Below are 18,316 nucleotides of genomic sequence, written 5' to 3'. Positions count from 1 at the left end.
ATATGCCTAAAATATTAGTAATAGAAGATGAATCGGCAATCCGAAGAGTATTGGTAAAAATCTTGTCGGAAGAAAATGATACGTATGAAGTTTCAGAAGCAGAAGACGGATTGGTCGGTATAGAATTGGTCAAAAAAGAAGATTATGATTTGGTATTATGTGACATTAAAATGCCAAAAATGGATGGAGTTGAAGTTTTAGAAGCTGCTAAAAAGATAAAACCCGAAACACCTTTTGTGATGATTTCTGGTCATGGCGACTTGGATACGGCTGTAAATACGATGCGTTTAGGTGCATTTGACTATATTTCAAAACCGCCCGATTTAAACAGATTACTAAATACGGTACGAAATGCGCTCGACAAAAAAGAATTGGTTGTTGAAAACAAACGACTCAAAAAGAAAGTCAGCAAAAACTATGAAATGATTGGCGATTCGGATGCAATTCAGCAAATCAAAGACATGATTGAAAAAGTTGCGCCAACGGATGCTCGTGTATTAATTACAGGTCCAAACGGAACTGGGAAAGAATTAGTTTCCCATTGGTTACACCAAAAAAGTGACCGCAGTAAAGGTCCGATGATCGAAGTCAATTGTGCAGCAATTCCAAGCGAGTTGATAGAAAGTGAACTTTTTGGACATGTAAAAGGTGCATTTACAAGCGCAAACAAAGACAGAGCAGGAAAGTTTGAAGCAGCAAATGGTGGAACAATTTTCTTAGATGAAATTGGAGATATGAGTCTTTCAGCGCAAGCAAAAGTATTACGAGCATTACAAGAAAGTAAAGTACAGCGCGTAGGAAGCGACAAAGACATCAAAGTGAATGTGCGTGTCGTTGCAGCAACCAATAAAGACTTAAAAAAGGAAATTGCAGACGGAAAATTTCGTGAAGATTTATACCACAGATTAGCAGTTATCTTAATCAAAGTTCCAGCGTTAAATGATAGGAGAGAAGACATTCCGTTATTGATAAACTACTTTGCTAAGAAAATTTCAACAGAACAAGGAACTGCAGCCAAGAAATTTTCCGACAAAGCAATCAAATTGTTACAAGAATACGATTGGACAGGAAACATTAGAGAACTTCGAAACGTTGTAGAACGACTCATCATTCTCGGTGGAAAAGAAGTCACAGAAGAAGATGTCAAGTTATTTGCATCGAAATAAAACACAAGAGCCAACTTTATGAGTTGGTTTTTTTTATAAAAAGATTGAAAGATTGAAAGATTAAAAGATTAAAAGATTGAAGAATTGAAATTTATCATTAGAAAAACAGATCTAATGGCAAAGCGGTCCAACATCTAAAAGCGAAGCAATCAAATCGTCTAAATTCCAAACTTCACACTAATTCCTGTTTGTAAATCAGGATTGTTATTTACGGTAAAATCTTGTTGAATATAAAAAGAAGTCGAAACCTTTCGTGTAAATGTGTATAGCAACGTCCAATAATTATTATTCTTATACAAATGACGCGTTCCATGTCCCCAAGAATTAAACGCTTCATCATCTCGGATATAAATATTATACTCATCTTCCGCTTTTTTGTGTAAACTTGTCTGAACATAAAAACTCAAACCAAAAGAATGGAACGTTTTTCCCTTCGATAAAAAGGTATATTCAACAGTTGTTTCCAAACTTCCGATAAAATCATTCGTTCCAAAATCGAGATTGTCGTTTTGTAAATCAACAGCATTTTTACGAAGTACATTCGTTCCTAAACCAAACAATACAAAATTACGATCATTAATATCAAATTGTTTTACACCAGCGGCAGACAATCCAACATCCATAGACATATTATACTTGGAAAGATTTGTGCCTAAATGCGCTCCAAAATTTAAGAAAACCTTCTTATCATTTAAAAATTCTGGATAATAATAATAATGCGTTTCAATTCCAGCGGTTAAAAAATCGCCATTTCCAGCATTCAAACGACGTCCGTTTCTATCTGTATATTTAATACTTGCTTTGTCCAAACCAAACACTTTTCGGTCAAACGGATCGCTTCCACCAGCAATATTATCATGAAAAAACTCAATAAAAGAATCATTGGTAAAGGTTGAAAATGGAAACTTTCCATTCGTTAGCATAAAAGCTCTCAATCCAACAACCAATTCTTGATTCTTTGCGGTCGGAACTGTCAAATCAACACGCAAACCTTTAATAACTCCGTCGGTTTCAATTTCATACATTTCGGCATCAATTTGTTCTTCGTTTACAAACGATTGACGGCTAAACCAAGGAATTCCTCGCATTTGTTCGCGCAACGCTTCATCAGTAGGAATAAAGGTTTTTACATTCGGTCCCCAAACATTTCCACTTTCTAAATTAATACTCAAGGTTGTACGTCGCGCAGCTTTCAATTTAAAATTATGGTTCAAACGGGAAATAAAAATTCCAAATGGATTGGTAGAAACAATACTTGGTTTTGAAATTCCATTTTTAGTAAATGCAGGAATCGAATCTTGGTCGTTTTGTGCAAAACCAATGAAATTCAAACACATACATACTATAAAAAATAACTTTTTACACTTCATAATGCAATACTCATAATTTGAAGCGGCTAAACTACAAAAAAAGTGAGCGACAATCCGTATATTTAGCCTTCAAAGAAAAATAGTAACGCATGGAGCATTTTGACACAAATACGTTTAAAGTCACAAAACCTATAAAACTTAGTGAAACAAGCACCAAATTTGATCTTGGAGCATCTAAAAAAGAAATCAAAAAAGAACTAGAAGACGTTCGTGAAGATTTAGGGAAACTGCAAGATACCTTGTACGCACACGGAAAATATGCGGTGTTGATTTGTTTGCAAGGAATGGATACTGCGGGAAAAGATAGTTTGATTCGTGAAGTTTTTAAAGACTTCAATACACGCGGAATTGTGGTGCATAGTTTCAAAGTTCCTACCGAATTAGAACGCAAACACGATTATTTGTGGAGACATTATATCGCATTGCCCGCTAGAGGGAAATTTTCTATTTTCAACAGAACACATTACGAAAATGTATTAGTGACACGTGTACATCCTTATTATATTATGGGAGAAAATATTCCTGGTATCGAAAGTGTAGATGATATAAATGATGAATTTTGGGCAAAACGTTTTGAGCAAATCAACAACTTTGAAAAGCACATTGCTGACAATGGAACGATTATTTTCAAATTTTTCTTAAATCTCTCCAAGGAGGAACAAAAAAATCGTTTGTTACGTCGTTTAGAACTCAAAGAAAAAAACTGGAAATTTTCACCAGGCGATCTAAAAGAGCGCAAACTTTGGGACAAATACCAAGAATGTTACGAAGATGCAGTCAACAAAACCAGCAAGCCACATGCACCTTGGTTTACCATTCCTGCGGACGACAAGCCAACGGCGCGTTACATCGTAGCAAAAATAATTTATGATACGTTAAAAGAATATTCAGACATTGAAGAACCTGAATTGGACGATGATATCAAAGCAAATCTTGAATTGTACAAACAACAACTTGAATCTGAATAAACCTAATATTACTTAAAATGAAGAAACTTACCATGTTATTTCTGTTAGCTTGTGCCATTAGTTTTGCACAAAATGCAGATGAAAAACAACTCAAAAGTGTATACTCCACTTCTTTAGTAAATGGAAAAAGCTATGTATGGCTCGATCATTTATCTAATGAAATTGGCGGAAGATTGTCAGGTTCAAAAAACGCTGCAAAAGCTGTACAATACACAAAAGCAGAACTTGAAAAATTAGGCTTGGATAAAGTTTGGTTACAAGAAGTCATGGTGCCAAAGTGGGAACGTGGCGACGCGGAAGAAGGATACATTGTAATAAATAGTGAAAAAGTAGAAGTTCCTATTTGTGCTTTGGGCGGTTCTGTGGCAACTAAAGAAGGTGGCATTGAAGCAAACGTGATCGAAGTACAAGGATTGGACGATTTAGAAAAGTTAGGAAAAGATAAAATTCAAGGGAAAATTGTTTTTTACAACCGACCGATGCAAGCGGACTTGATCAGTACATTTGAAGCGTACGGCGGTTGTGTAGATCAACGTTATTCTGGCGCAAAAGAAGCCTTAAAATATGGCGCTGTTGGTGTTATTGTACGTTCTATGAATTTGCGTATGGACGATTATCCACATACAGGAAGCATGGGATATGAAGATGTTGCGGTAAAAGACAGAATTCCTGCGGCGGCAATTAGTACCAATGCTGCGGAGCAATTGAGCAAACAATTACAAAAAGATCCAAGTACAAAATTTGCATTTACAATGCATTGCAAACAATTTGACGATGTAAAATCACATAATGTTATTGGAGAAATTACGGGAAGCGAATTTCCAAATGAAATCATTATTGTTGGCGGACATTTAGATTCGTGGGATTTAGGAGACGGTTCGCACGATGATGGCGCTGGCGTAGTACAAAGCATGGAAGTATTGCGTTTGATGAAAGAAACAGGATATAAACCAAAACGTACCATCAGAGTTGTTTTGTTTATGAATGAAGAAAACGGATTGCGTGGTGGACGAAAATATGCCGAAGTAGCCAAAAAGAAAGGCGAAAAGCATGTATTTGCGTTGGAAAGTGACGCAGGCGGATTTACACCGAGAGGATTTTCATTTGACTGTTCGGATGAAAACTTTGCACAAGTGGAAAGCTGGAAAGCATTATTCAAGCCGTATTTGATTCACTATTTTGAAAAAGGCGGAAGTGGCGCAGACATTGGTCCGTTAAAAGACGATCAAATTGTATTGGCTGGTTTACGACCAGATTCGCAACGTTATTTTGATCATCATCATGCTTCCAATGATACGTTTGATGCGGTTAACAAGCGTGAATTGGAATTGGGCGCAGCTACGATGACTTCTTTGGTATATTTATTTGACAAATACGGAACCGTAACATCGAAGAAGATAAAAGGATAGAGGTATTTATTTTTAGATAAAAATTCTGAAAAACTACAATTATAACAGTTGTCACATTGAGCGCAGTCGAAATGCTTTGATAGTTAGAGTTTAGTAGTTCTCGACTGCGCTCGAAATGAACAATGATTAAAAGTTTTAGAATGCGTCATTCTGAACTTGATTCATGACGAAATTTTTGACTAACAACTTTTTATGGTTAAAAAAAGCACACATTTACATGAACAGACTCGTACTTCTTGGAAACGGATTTGACTTAGCGCACGGTTTGCCAACGCGTTATGAAGATTTTATGTTGCAGTATTTAAAGGATGTTTTTAAGAAAAAGCATGATGCGTCAGGATTAATATATGTCAAAAGGGAATATATTTATAGATTTGACTCTAAAAGCGAACACGCTTGGGGAAAAGGAATTGATGATGCTACTAATATTAATGAATTATTAAAACATTTGTATTCTAATAATAAAATTGTTACATACAATATTAAAAGTAATTTTTTAAGTGGTCTACTAAATAATCTTGATAAAAACAATTGGGTAGATATTGAATCTGAATATTATCGCTTGTTAAAAATATGCTATCGAAGTCCGAATTCACATAAAATAGCACAACTCAACAAAGACTTTGAAACCTTAAAGTCAATTTTAGAATCGTATTTAAAGAAAGAAGTAGAAGAAACATACTATTTCAAACCAAGTAAAGAGTTTCTAAATATTTTTCTAACTAAAAAAAAGGACATTCCAGAAACGAGCGCATTTTCTGTACCCAATGCGTATCCTGAAAAAACACTTTTCTTAAATTTTAATTACACAACTTTACTAGAAGATTATTTAATAGAACCTGAAGTCATTCATCATTTAAGAGATCATGAAGTGAATTATATTCATGGAGAATTGGAAAGTGCTGAAAATCCTATCATTTTTGGTTTTGGAGACGAAATGGACAAGAGTTATCAGGAAATTGAAGAGTTAAACAACAATGCTTATTTTGAACATATCAAATCGTTTCAATACCTAAAAACATCGAATTATCAAGATTTAATTCGTTTCTTAGATGGAAGTGTAGAAGGTTATGAAATTTACATTATTGGGCATTCCTGCGGACTTTCTGATCGTACTTTATTGAACCATGTTTTTGAACACGACCATTGCAAATCGATTAAAATATTCTATCACAATGGCATAAAAGGCTACACGAACACCGTGTATGAAATATCGCGTCATTTTAACGACAAAGCGAGTATGCGAACCAAGATTGTTCCTTTTGAAAAATCAATACCAACACCGCAAGTGCAATTAGAAAAAAGCATATAAAAAGCGAACTTTTTACAGTTCGCTTTGTTATTTCTATTGTTCTCACTACACAGTTTCATGAGCAACCTCGCGTGCACCAATGACATGTTTTCCAACAGGTAAAATCATCGCAATCGCAATTCGTCTCGTGTACATCTAGTGGTGCGTTTGTGCCACCTTGAAGCTTTTCAGTTCCCAATTCTGAAATTGATTTCTTGTTAAGTTGTAAACTTTTTAAATTCTTTTTTTTCATATTACTTGTTTTATAGAACTCGTTTAAACTTTTTTAATTTGCTAAAAAATTGCTCTTTTCTGTCCTGTTTTTACCTTTTTTTCGTTCCGTAGCGCTGCTATGAAACTCTAAAAAGCTGTCAACAGAACTTAAAACTGCTAATTTTCGCCTAAATCCGAAAAGTTTAAACGAGTTCAATGTTAAAAATAGTTGTTGATGAGCTCATGACTAAAATTCATGAATCAAATGTAACTGAGTTTTATGCATCAAAACAATTGAAGTGTTGTCAATTTTATAAAATTGATTATAGTTAAATAAGAAGTAAGTAACTGATTTTAAATGCGTTAATCTAGTTTTCAATATACTGAAATCTAGAAGTATTGACAGTCTATAAAAATGATCGTTAATAGTTTCTTTTTAATTCTTTTAGGTATTGTGAAGGTGTTACTTTTAAAAGTTTTTTAAAATTCGTATTAAAAGAACCAATACTTTTATAACCAGCTTCTTTAGCTAAAGCTTCTATGGTATAATTTCTTAGATTCTTTTGTTCTTTCAGTCGTTGTACAATGGTGTGAATTCTAAGTTTATTACTATACTCGGCAAATGTTACATTCAAATAATTGTTTACAGTTTGCGATAAGTAAGTAGAATTTGTGTTGAGTTTTTTTGCAGCTAGTGCCAACGTGTAATTTGGTTGTAAAAACAACTCTTCTTTTTCTAACTTTTTGAGTTTTTCAATAAGTTTAAAAGCATTTTCGTCAGATAGCGAATGTGTAACTTTTGTTGTGTTTTGCTTGCTGAGATCTTCTTGTAATTGTACGATTCTCGAATGTAGCAAGCCAATATTTTTTTTCGTATTTCTTTTCGCTCTAAAAAAGTAAACCATGAATGTTCCCAAAATCGCAACAGCACCGAGAAGTAAATACAAATACACATACTTTTGTGTTTTTTGTGATGCATTCTCTTGTAAATAGGTATCTATTTCTTCCTTTCTTTTTTTGTGCGCTACAATGTCTTTGATAGAAACATCGGATGCGTTTTTTGTTTTAAGATGTGCTTCAATTTTCTGCGCATACGTATTGGCGTATTCGAGCGCTTTTTTAGGTTGTTGCTTTTGCTCATAAATTTTAAATAGATAATAGTAGCACAATGCTTCAAAATCTAAAAGTTGATACTCAGTCCACGTATTATTTTCTATTTGCTTTACGAATGTAGCTTCTGCTTGATCCCAGTTTTTTAAGAGATAATTGCATTCGGCAATAACAAAAAGAAGTTGCGCAGTCCTTTTTTTACGATTCCTGTTTTGGTAATATTCCAACGCTTTTTCGGCATATTCTTTGGCAACTTTATAGTTATGTCGATAAAAATTGATGTCACTATTTAGTATAATGAGATTGGCATTATAATTCGAAATTTGATTTTTTTCAGCATACTTTTCAGCCAATGTGGTGTATTGTTGCGCTGAATCAATATATACGTTATAGTTTTCTTCCGCTACATGAAAAATATGAACACTATTGTATGTAAAAGCCAAACTAACCAATTGTCTTAGGTATTCTTTTTTTAATTGATAATCAGTTGAATAAGTTGGCACTTCTTTAATTTTTTGTAAGCATAGTTTTTTTATTTCAATGGCTTTAAAAAGCTTGTCAGATAATGAATAAAGTCTGCCCAATGCCGATTGTAATTTAATTTCTAACAACGGAGAACAACTTCCTGTACAGGTATTTATGGCTTTGTGTAAAATACGTATGGCGGTTTCTAATTCTTGACTTTCCAAATACCGTAAACTTTGAAAATACAAAATGTAGCATTCAATTTCTGCTTTTTCTTTAGCAACGAATTCTAATTGTTGCATGGCTTTTTGAAAAGAAGCATCTGCCAAATCGAAATCTGATTGTAACGCATGTACATATGCTTTGCCTGCATAGCCAAAGGTTCTTTTTTCAGCTTCTTTAGCAAGAATCAATTCATCACAAAACGACATGGCATTCGCTGGATTTGTTAAGTATAACTGGTTGTATTTGTCAATAAATGAAGTTGAATTGCTCTGCGAATATGAAACAATGGTAAAAAATAGCAAAAATAGGATGTGATAGCTATGTAGATAAAAACGGTTCAAATATCTTTTTTGGGAAAGTTACTAAAAATGTACTAATGAAAACCGAACATACATTGAACTTATAAACTAAAAAATCTGTTACGTTTACCTTCTCATTTTGATGTATTTCTAGCATTTTAGTAATTACGAAACCTATTTAAAAATATAAATTCTAGTAGTTTTCTTTTCTTATTGAGAATATATACATAAAAAAAAGTTTTTAAAGATAATAACCAATTTAACACAATAATAACAAGAAAAAGCAACTATTTTCCTCTCATATTTCATAATCAAAAAGGTAAAACTTTATCGGGAGATACCTGAACACGGCTGTTTTTAGGAATAAAGTTGTATATTTAAGTAAACCGTATTGCTATGAAAGAACTAAATCAAATGACACGTTTGATGGTATTTGTTCTTGTTTTTTTCAACCCTATTATATGTGTGTACGGGCACAATTTAAACAATGCTAACCATCAAACGGAGTTTACAACAGTACAAAAAGTAGTATCAGAAGAATCCCTTAATTCTAATGATAATACCAATTTAAAACCAATTGCAAGTCTTACAGATAGTATTCCTATCTATAAAGCACTTGCGGTACAACATGCGCAAAATCGTGAAGCGGAAAAAGCTGCTTTATATGCTCAAAAGTATATAAAAGCAAGTTATGAGTTTAACTTTATCCACGATAGTGAATTTGCCGCAATTAAACAGGCTGCGCCCTTTCAAAAAATAGTAAATAAGTATCGATTGCATTTTACTTGGTACAATTTATTCTATCTATTTTCTGCGTTGGTCGGTTTTTTTATTGCGATAATTATGAACTTTAAGCGTAATAAAAATAAAAGTGCCATTATATTTATAAGCATTTTTATTTTGATACGTTCCTTGTTTATATTTCACTTATTTCTCTACGATTGCAATTTGAAATACAGATTTCCACACGTATTATTCATGTCAACTATATTTGTATTTGTTGATGGACCATTGTTGTATTTCTACTTTAAAAGTATTACCAATACTTATGTATTTAAGAAAAAACACCTATTACATCTGATACCAACGATTGTAATTATGATGGTGTTGCTTCCTATAATGGCGCTTCCAGAAGAGGAGAAACTAAAAATCATGTTAGGAACGAGTAGCATAAATTATTCATCATTTTTGCGACCAATGATTTATACAAAATTCGTGTTACTTTTCAGTTATGGGTATTTTGTATTTAGAATGTACAACAGAGATATTCGAAAGAATCCTAAAATTAGTGAGCGTGTCAAAAAATGGCAGCGAAACTTAGTTGGACTCATATCATTGTACATTTTAAGTTTTACGGTGTACTGTTTAGTCATCATGAGAATCATTCCTAAAAGTGAATTTTTATACCATTTTCAAATTTGGACAATGACTTCCATGGTATTATACATAGGTTTTATGGCGTTTATTCAGCCAAAAATCATAACCAATAGTTACATCATACGTATTAAGGATAAATATAAAAATTCAGGTTTAACGAAAAGTTTATCACACGAATTAAAAGAAGAATTACTATACCTTTTAAACGATCAAAAAATATACAAGCAAAATGATATCAATTTGGACACACTTTCTAAAATGTTGAACACGACTCGACACAATACATCGCAAGTGATCAATGAGCATTTCCAATTGAACTTCTTTGAATTAATGAATCAATATCGAATTACAGAAGCTTCAGAAATATTGAAAAATGACATACATCACAACCTAAATATTATTGATGTTGCTTATGAAGTTGGATTTAATAACAAAGTAACGTTCAACAAATCGTTTAAAAAGTACTTTTCGCAGACGCCTTCACAATTTCAAAAAGCGGTGCGCGTGGCGTAGTGAAAATAGACTTGAAATAATCAGCTCAAAGACTTTCATATAATTTGAAGGTCTTTCTTTATATCTTAAATAAAGTTTTCATTCGTTTCCACAACGAATTATGAACATCATTAATTGATTCCGCAATTTTTTTGGTGGTTTTAGTTTGATGATTCCATAGATAAATCGTGTCTGTTAAATTTCCGTTTCCTTCATGAATTAATACAACTTGATTTCCAAATCCGTCAGTACCTATAGCAATTGCATTCGCTGGAAATCCAGTCCATTCACGAGCATTTTTTGTTTCGAGAGCAATATGATTACACGTGCGACTGATTCTTTTTCGATTAGACGTATCAAAAAAAGGATACAATTCAATTTCATAGTTCTTTAAAATTAGCTCGCCACCATTCATTTGCATCATTCGTTTGATAAATTCAACAGGAAACGTCACATTCAGTTCTGATGCTGTATTTAGTATGTATTTTTCTTCTACGGGAAAAGGCATCTTTTACAATTCATTAGTAAATTATTCACTTTTGCAAACTACAAAAAATCAAAATCATCTTCAAAGAATCTTCATTTTGTTCCACTGACCACAAAAAAAGCATATAAAAATCAACTACTACATGGTAAGTCTGCCAGAAACAGATAAGAATTTACATATAATATCGAAGTAAGCTTCTGAGCATATTAAATCTCGATTATCGAGTAAATGCAAAGGAAACATGCTTCGGAAAGGTTAATTTTTATAAGTATTCCCCAAAAAAGCAACTACTTGTAATTCCTTTACAACAGCAAAAAAATAGTCTGAATCCTTTATATGTGCTCTAAAACTGTATTGCTAGCTGTTTTAAAAAAATCTATTTCGTACGTGTAAACTTCATCATCATTTTTTTAGCAATAAAACGAGTATGAACTAAAAAAGTTATTTCAATGAAAAAGAGATACATCAAAATGTTGCTATTACTGCTGTTTAATATCAGTATTGCATTAGCACAAGAAAAAAATGTTACAGGTAACATTGTAGATGACAAAGGAACACCATTGCTTGGCGTTACCATTATTGTCAAAGGAACAACGAACGGAACACAAACAGATTTTGATGGAAACTACACAATTAGTTGTCAAAAAGGCGATGTATTAGTGTTTTCGTATGTAGGATTTAAAAATCAGGAAAAAACAGTTGCAGATGCGCTGATTATAAATATTACCATGGAAGAAGATGCTACTTTACTAAACGAAGTGTTAATAGTTGGATATGGGAAATCCAGTAAAGTAGACAACACCGGAGCGATTACCAAGATAAAATCGGACGAACTAGACAATGTTCCCGTGGCTTCTGTACAAGAAGCGTTAGCTGGGAAAGCTTCTGGTGTTTTTATAGAAAGTCAAAGTGGTAAAATTGACGGCGCCATCAAAGTCCGCATCCGTGGAACAAACTCCATTGGCGGAAACAACGAACCTTTATACGTCGTTGATGGTTTGGTCATTGCTGGCGGAACACGTGATATAAATTTCAATAACATAGAATCGCTAGAAGTCTTAAAAGATGCTGCGGCAACTGCAATATATGGTTCGCGTGGTGCAAATGGAGTCATCTTAATCACAACAAAAAAAGGAAAAGAAGGAAAAACGCAATTCAGAGTCGATTTTCAAAACGGTTTTAGCGAACCAACAAATCTCAGAGAATATATGAATGCTGCACAATACAGAGATTTCTTTAGAGTAGCAGCAGTCAACTCTTTTGGAGATGACACAGGAAACTTTTTCGCAGACACTATTTTAGACGATTTGTCGCAAGGACAAGATGTGGATACCGATTGGCAAGATTTGGCCTTTAGAAATGCACAATTTGTACAATTTAATATTGGCGCTTCTGGCGGAAACAAAAAAAATCGATTCTACACCAACTTATCATACGATCATCAAGAAGGAATTCTCATTGGAAACGATTTAAAAAAACTCAACGGAATTCTAAATTTTGAACACGAAGTAAACGATCGAATGCGCTTAGGATTGAGCACTACAATTAGTAGGTTAGAAACCAACAGTGTTGCTGGAGATAATGCATTTGCAACTCCAATTCAGTTGGTGGCACAAGCGCCAATCTCGCCCGTTAGAGATGAAGCTGGAAACCTAATTCGATATGATGAGGTTGGAAGTATTATAAGTGGATATTACAGTGCAGTAATAGAAGATGCAAATTCGACACGAAATACAGTATCAGATCGAATATTAGCGAACCTATATACTGAATATAAATTTGCCGATTGGGTTACTGTTCGAGGAGAATTAGGCTTGGATAGAGGTTCGTCAAGAGTTTTTGCATTTCAAAATTCCAACACACAAGGAAATGAAATCACTGGAGGATTTGGTTCAACGGTTACAACACGATTTCAAACCTTCTCCCCAAAAATCTATGCAACTATTGATAAAAAAATCAATGAAAAGCACGATATCAACCTTGTTATAGGAACGGAAGCACAAAAAACTAGAACTGAAAATGCTGGTGGAACGGCTACTGGTTTTATCTCAGGATTAGATCAAACAGGAACTGGCGCAGTACCAACAAGTGTGACAGGTTCTACAACAGAAAATGGTTTCTATTCGTATTTTGGACGATTGACGTATAAACTCAACAACAAATACATCGTTGGATTCACAGGACGATATGACAAAAGTTCGGCATTTGATCAAGGTGTTTTTTTTCCAGCCATCTCTGGAGCATGGAAGATTTCTGAGGAAGACTTCTTGAAAGATTCAAAAGTAATCAGTTTCATGAAATTAAGAAGCAGTTACGGAATTAGCGGAAACAACTTCAATGGTTTTCCTAGTCTGGCTTTATTCTCGCCTGTAGCGTACAACAAACTTGCAGGATTATCGCCAACACAATTGGCAAACAACGATTTATCTTGGGAAACCACGTCTACATTTGATATTGGATTGGAGCTTGGTTTTTTAGACAATAAAATCAATTTAGAATTAAATTATTACAAAAAACAAACGGAAGATTTAATTCAAAGACGACCAATTGATGCAACTTCTGGGTTTACAGGATTTTCCGCAAATGTTGGAAACATTGAAAACTCAGGGTTTGAAGTAACGCTAAATACGGTAAATGTTGATACGAAAGATTTTAAATGGGAAACGAATATCAACTTTGCGACCAATAAAAATAAAGTGACCAAACTCATTAATGGACAACCGATTTTGAGTACAAATGATGCATACATGAATGCGTTGATAGAAGGCGAGCCAATTGGTGTTTTCTACGGAAGAGAATATGCAGGTGTTGATCCAGCTAATGGAGATGCATTGTATTTCTTAAACGATGGAACTGACGGAACGACAAACAATCCGAATGCGGCAAACTTTACCGTATTAGGAGATCCAAATCCAGATTGGATTGCAGGAATTACGAATCAATTTCGATACAAAAACGTCGATTTGAGCTTTCTGTTCGGTTTTGTGCAAGGAAACGAAATTCACAAAGCAGCTGACGGATTCATGGTTGGTGGTGATTTTATTGACAATCAATTGGCAAGTGAATTGAACTATTGGACACCAGACAATCCAAATACAGACATTCCGCAACCACGATTGGTTGGTGGAAACGGAACGGCGGCTTCCAGCAGATTTTTACAAGATGGTTCATACATTAGACTTAGAAACATTTCGCTTGGATACAATTTCAGTCCAACACTACTTGAAAAAATAAAACTTACGGATTTACGAATCTTTATCACAGGACAAAACCTCTTAACATTTACAAACTATGACGGATGGGATCCTGAAGTAAGTACGGACTTTTTAGCAAATGGAAGCAACATATTTCAAGGTGTAGATTTCTATTCGGCACCACAAGCAAAAACAGTAACGCTAGGATTAAAAGTTGGATTTTAAAAATTTAAACAGATGAAAAACAAATATATACACTATATCATAATCATCATTGCATATCTGTCATTTTCATGTGAAGACTATGTAGATGTTGAACCGCTAAACACATTAAGCGCAAGCAGCGCATTAAACAGTAGCGAAAAAGTAATTGGAGCGCTCAATGGCGTATACAATACGATGTCAAGCACACGATTGCTTGGAGGCGATTTAATTTTTGTATCTGAATTATTAGGATCAGATGGAAAAATCAATTTTGGAGGAACATTTAATGATCCACGACAAATTATAAACAAGCAAATACTTACCACAAATAGTAGAGTCAATAACATATTCAATACAGGTTACAGTACAATTAACCAAGCAAACTTAGTATTAGAAGCCATTGACATTGTAAACGATGCCGACAGAGATAGCGTAGAAGGCGAAGCACTTTTTGCACGTGCATTGATGCATTTCGAGTTGGTAAAACTATTTGCAAAGCCATACAGCGACGGCAATGCAAGTTCCAATTTAGGAATTGTATTAAAAACAACAGCAAGTCCTTTTAATGGAGGTGATATTGCAGACGAATGTAATACAAGAAGCACGGTGCAACAAGTATATGACAGCGTTGTTACGGATTTAATTAGAGCAACAGCTTTAGTGCCATCAAGCAATGGAATCTACACAAACAAAGCTACAGTAAATGCGGTGTTGGCAAGAGTATATTTACAAATGGGAAACTACGCAGGTGCGCGTGATGCTGCTAATGAAGCCATTAACGAAGCAGGCGCGAGTTTAGTACCTACATACCGATTTGCTTTTGCACAAGATGCAAATACATCGGAAGATATCTTTTCCATACAAGTATCAGAAATTGATGGAACCAATGGCATGAATACCTTTTGGGCACCAAGTGGACAAGGTGGAAGAGGCGATGTACGAATCACGGATGGTTTCATTGGTTTTTTAACCTCACAAAACAGAGGAGTTAATGCAAATCCGAATGTTGCTATGATTATAGGAAGCTATACGACAAAATGGTACAATCAATTTGGAAACATTCAAATGGTGCGTTTGCCAGAATTACTACTCATACGCGCAGAAGCAAACTTAGAACTTGGAACTGCAGTTGGAGCCACACCACAACAAGATCTAAATACGGTAAGAAACAGAGTTGGATTGCCCAATATTACAGCAACTGTAAATAGTGTATTAGCGGAAAGAATTGCCGAATTAGCTTTTGAAGGACAATACTTGCACGATTTTAAAAGGAGACAATTTACCATAGAAGGTTTTGCCTTTGATGCGGATGAATTGGTATTTCCTATTCCACAAAATCAAATCAATGCCTGTCCAGATACGCAACAAAATCCAGGATACTAAACTCTAAGCACGTGTCGGTAGTTTGGTAAAAGATTAGTGAGTTTAATAAAAGTACATTTTTACAATTTCATGAAAAATTATGGTGCAATCATAATGAAATGTAAAATGATTAACGATCTGTCTTGAATAAATTTACGGTTAAATAGTAGAATTGCCGATGCGTAACTTAGGGTAAAGAAACATTATTTAGTTTTTTTAGTTGGAACTTCTCTTATGTAGCTATGCATGGAGAAGTTCTTTTTTTGAAAAAAAAGTAAGGCTGTCTGAAAAGTTTTAAAAAACGTCATTCTGAATTCAATTCAGAATCTCATTACACTGACTCTCAATGATTATGAGAAACCGAATCAAGTTCGGCTTGACGGACATTTAGCTTTTCAGACAGCCTCATTATAATATAATATATTGTAATTTTCAATACTCAATACTCAATACTCAATACTCAATACTCAATACTCAATACTCGTTACAATTTAGTCAAAATAACTAAACGTTTCGCCATCTTTAATGGTCAACAATGTTTCGTAAATCAAACGAATCACATTTTCTACATCATTCTTATGTACCGTTTCTACAGTAGTATGCATATATCGAAGCGGAAGCGAAATCAACGCAGAAGGAACACCACCATTACTATATGCAAAAGCATCTGTATCTGTTCCCGTAGAACGACTTGACGCCATACGTTGAAAAGGAATCTTTTTCTTCTCGGCAGTTTCAATAATACGTTCTCTCAATCTATTCTGAACGGCTGGAGCGTATGAAATCACAGGTCCGTCGCCCATTTTAGTTTCTCCTTGTGTCTTCTTATTAATCATAGGAGTTGTAGTATCGTGGCAAACATCAGTTACAATAGCAACATCTGGTTGAATTGTTTGAGTGATCATTTCTGCTCCGCGCAAACCGATTTCTTCCTGTACAGAATTTGTAACGTACAATCCAAATGGAAGTTTTACGTTATTTTCGTGTAGCAAACGTGCAACTTCAGCAATCATAAATCCACCAGCTCTATTATCAATAGCTCTACATACAAACTTATCCTTATTCAATACATGAAACTCATCAGGATACGTAATCACACAACCAACATGCACGCCAAGTGCTTCAACTTCTTTCTTAGTGGTACAACCAACATCAATAAAAATATTATCTAATTTTGGTGGCTCTTCTTTTCCTTTATTTCTTGTGTGAATCGCTGGCCATCCAAAAACACCTTTTACAATACCTTTATCAGTATGAATATTTACCCACTTCGATGGTGCAATCTGATGATCACTTCCTCCATTTCGAATCACGTACAACAATCCATTATCTGTAATATAATTTACATACCATGAAATCTCATCTGCATGTCCTTCAATAACAACTTTATACTTAGCTTTTGGATTAATAACGCCGACCGCAGTTCCGTATGAATCTGTAATAAACTCGTCAACATAAGGTTTCAAATAATCCATCCAAATCTTCTGCCCATTCCACTCATATCCTGTTGGAGCTGCATTATTCAAATATTTTTCTAAAAAAGCCATCGACTTTTTATTGATAATCTTCTTTTTTGCCATAATTTTAATTTAATTCAAACGAAAATAATAATATTAAAATAGATTTTATAGTTATAACGGAACGAATTATTATTTTTGGAACAAAATTTGAAAGAATTTTAATAGAATATGAAAAAAATCTACCTCATAGCACTAGTACTTCTGTCGTACGTAGCAAATGCGCAAATTATGACGCAGGACACAACGGCTACAAAAAAGTTTCTAATAGAAGGAGATACCATTCCGCGATCGCATATTGACTTAAAAGAAGTTATCATATTCAACAAACTAAAATTTACATCAAAAGAAGAGCGTATTCGTTACCTTATATTAAGGAGAAAAACTCTAAAAGTATATCCATATGCAAAAATGGCGGCAGAAAGGTTAGTGGTGCTTAATGAACGACTCAACTCTATTGACTCTAAATCCAAACGTAGAAAATATACCAGAAGGGTTCAGAAATTCATAGAAGAAGAACTCTCTGCAAAGCTCAAAAAACTAACAAAAACAGAAGGGCAAATACTCATAAAACTAATTCATCGTCAAACGGGCGATACAGCGTTCAATCTAATAAAGCGTTTACGAAGCGGTTGGAAAGCTTTCTGGTACAATACAACGGCGAACTTATTCGACATCTCTCTCAAAAGAGAATTTCATCCAGAATCAAATCACGAAGATTACCTCATAGAAGACATACTTCAGCGCGCTTTCTACAAAAAACAATTAGAAGAACAAGCTTCAGCATTGCCATTCACATATCTCGAATTAACAGATCAATGGTCGTCCAAAGATCAAAAAAAGAAATAATCTCACTTTTAGTTAGTCATTAATAAATAAAGAGCATCTAATCTTCATCTAAAAAAATTAAAGATAATAATGGGGTTCCCATCTTTCCTTTCGTTAAAAAAGGAAAGATAGTCACGCTTTCGCCAGTCGCTCTCCCAATAAATTTGTGAGGAGCTCCAACAATGGCTCTATCGTTAACCCACTTTTGGGAAAGACTTCAAACGTACAAACAAAGATTCGGATAATAGACATTCAGTCTTACAATCCCCAAAGAAGAATAATTTCAAAAAAAAGAAAGTATCTAAATGGCTGTAAAATAAAGCGTTAAAAACATTCGTA

General features: G+C 34.2%; 13 protein-coding genes. 8 read left to right on the top strand and 5 right to left on the bottom strand.

What is annotated here, in order from left to right:
- Positions 1–2 precede the first annotated feature (2 nt).
- A complete protein-coding gene (locus AA089_RS12830) occupies positions 3–1,166 on the top strand; it encodes a sigma-54-dependent transcriptional regulator (protein ID WP_046757361.1) in 1,164 nt (387 codons plus the stop codon).
- Positions 1,167–1,324: 158 nt separating this feature from the next.
- Here AA089_RS12830 and AA089_RS12825 read toward each other — a convergent pair whose 3' ends face one another.
- Positions 1,325–2,503: a hypothetical protein gene (locus AA089_RS12825; protein ID WP_046757360.1), complete on the bottom strand. Its 1,179-nt coding sequence runs from the start codon at positions 2,501–2,503 to the stop codon at positions 1,325–1,327.
- A gap of 122 nt (positions 2,504–2,625) precedes the next feature.
- Here AA089_RS12825 and AA089_RS12820 point away from each other — a divergent pair, with 122 nt between their 5' ends.
- The 3 genes from AA089_RS12820 to AA089_RS24265 all read left to right on the top strand — a co-directional run bounded on the left by AA089_RS12820 (position 2,626) and on the right by AA089_RS24265 (position 6,225).
- Positions 2,626–3,504 carry a PPK2 family polyphosphate kinase gene (locus AA089_RS12820; RefSeq protein WP_046757359.1) on the top strand — a complete coding sequence of 293 codons (879 nt, stop codon included), beginning with the start codon at positions 2,626–2,628 and terminating at the stop codon, positions 3,502–3,504.
- A gap of 17 nt (positions 3,505–3,521) precedes the next feature.
- The gene (locus tag AA089_RS12815) at positions 3,522–4,913 is read left to right on the top strand and encodes a M20/M25/M40 family metallo-hydrolase (protein WP_046757358.1); all 1,392 of its coding nucleotides are present in this window, start codon (positions 3,522–3,524) and stop codon (positions 4,911–4,913) included.
- A gap of 217 nt (positions 4,914–5,130) precedes the next feature.
- Complete coding sequence (locus AA089_RS24265) at positions 5,131–6,225, top strand: AbiH family protein (RefSeq protein WP_082113273.1); 1,095 nt, start codon at positions 5,131–5,133, stop codon at positions 6,223–6,225.
- A gap of 55 nt (positions 6,226–6,280) precedes the next feature.
- Here AA089_RS24265 and AA089_RS24755 read toward each other — a convergent pair whose 3' ends face one another.
- A complete protein-coding gene (locus tag AA089_RS24755) occupies positions 6,281–6,457 on the bottom strand; it encodes a hypothetical protein (RefSeq protein WP_156168999.1) in 177 nt (58 codons plus the stop codon).
- Positions 6,458–6,839: 382 nt separating this feature from the next.
- A complete protein-coding gene (locus AA089_RS12805; RefSeq protein WP_156168998.1) occupies positions 6,840–8,519 on the bottom strand; it encodes a helix-turn-helix domain-containing protein in 1,680 nt (559 codons plus the stop codon).
- Positions 8,520–8,912: 393 nt separating this feature from the next.
- On the opposite strand from AA089_RS12805, the gene AA089_RS12800 reads away from it, so the two are divergent.
- Positions 8,913–10,406: a helix-turn-helix domain-containing protein gene (locus tag AA089_RS12800; protein ID WP_053002381.1), complete on the top strand. Its 1,494-nt coding sequence runs from the start codon at positions 8,913–8,915 to the stop codon at positions 10,404–10,406.
- Between the two features lie 58 nt (positions 10,407–10,464).
- Here AA089_RS12800 and AA089_RS12795 read toward each other — a convergent pair whose 3' ends face one another.
- Positions 10,465–10,893 carry an SMI1/KNR4 family protein gene (locus AA089_RS12795; protein WP_046757356.1) on the bottom strand — a complete coding sequence of 143 codons (429 nt, stop codon included), beginning with the start codon at positions 10,891–10,893 and terminating at the stop codon, positions 10,465–10,467.
- 428 nt (positions 10,894–11,321) lie between these two features.
- Here AA089_RS12795 and AA089_RS12790 point away from each other — a divergent pair, with 428 nt between their 5' ends.
- On the top strand, positions 11,322–14,291 hold the full coding sequence (locus AA089_RS12790; RefSeq protein ID WP_046757355.1) for a SusC/RagA family TonB-linked outer membrane protein: 2,970 nt from the start codon (positions 11,322–11,324) through the stop codon (positions 14,289–14,291).
- A gap of 12 nt (positions 14,292–14,303) precedes the next feature.
- Positions 14,304–15,653, top strand: coding sequence for a RagB/SusD family nutrient uptake outer membrane protein (locus AA089_RS12785; RefSeq protein WP_046757354.1), 1,350 nt, complete (start codon positions 14,304–14,306; stop codon positions 15,651–15,653).
- A gap of 470 nt (positions 15,654–16,123) precedes the next feature.
- Here AA089_RS12785 and AA089_RS12780 read toward each other — a convergent pair whose 3' ends face one another.
- Positions 16,124–17,212: a M42 family metallopeptidase gene (locus tag AA089_RS12780; RefSeq protein ID WP_046757353.1), complete on the bottom strand. Its 1,089-nt coding sequence runs from the start codon at positions 17,210–17,212 to the stop codon at positions 16,124–16,126.
- 108 nt (positions 17,213–17,320) lie between these two features.
- Between AA089_RS12780 and AA089_RS12775 the strand changes: the two genes are divergently transcribed.
- Complete coding sequence (locus AA089_RS12775) at positions 17,321–17,998, top strand: DUF4294 domain-containing protein (protein ID WP_046757352.1); 678 nt, start codon at positions 17,321–17,323, stop codon at positions 17,996–17,998.
- The last annotated feature ends 318 nt before the right edge of the window (positions 17,999–18,316 follow it).

The sequence above is a fragment of the Kordia jejudonensis genome (assembly GCF_001005315.1).
GTDB lineage: Bacteria > Bacteroidota > Bacteroidia > Flavobacteriales > Flavobacteriaceae > Kordia > Kordia jejudonensis.
The sequence above is the reverse complement of the archived record's forward strand: the minus strand, read 5'-3'. Positions and strand labels throughout refer to the sequence as shown.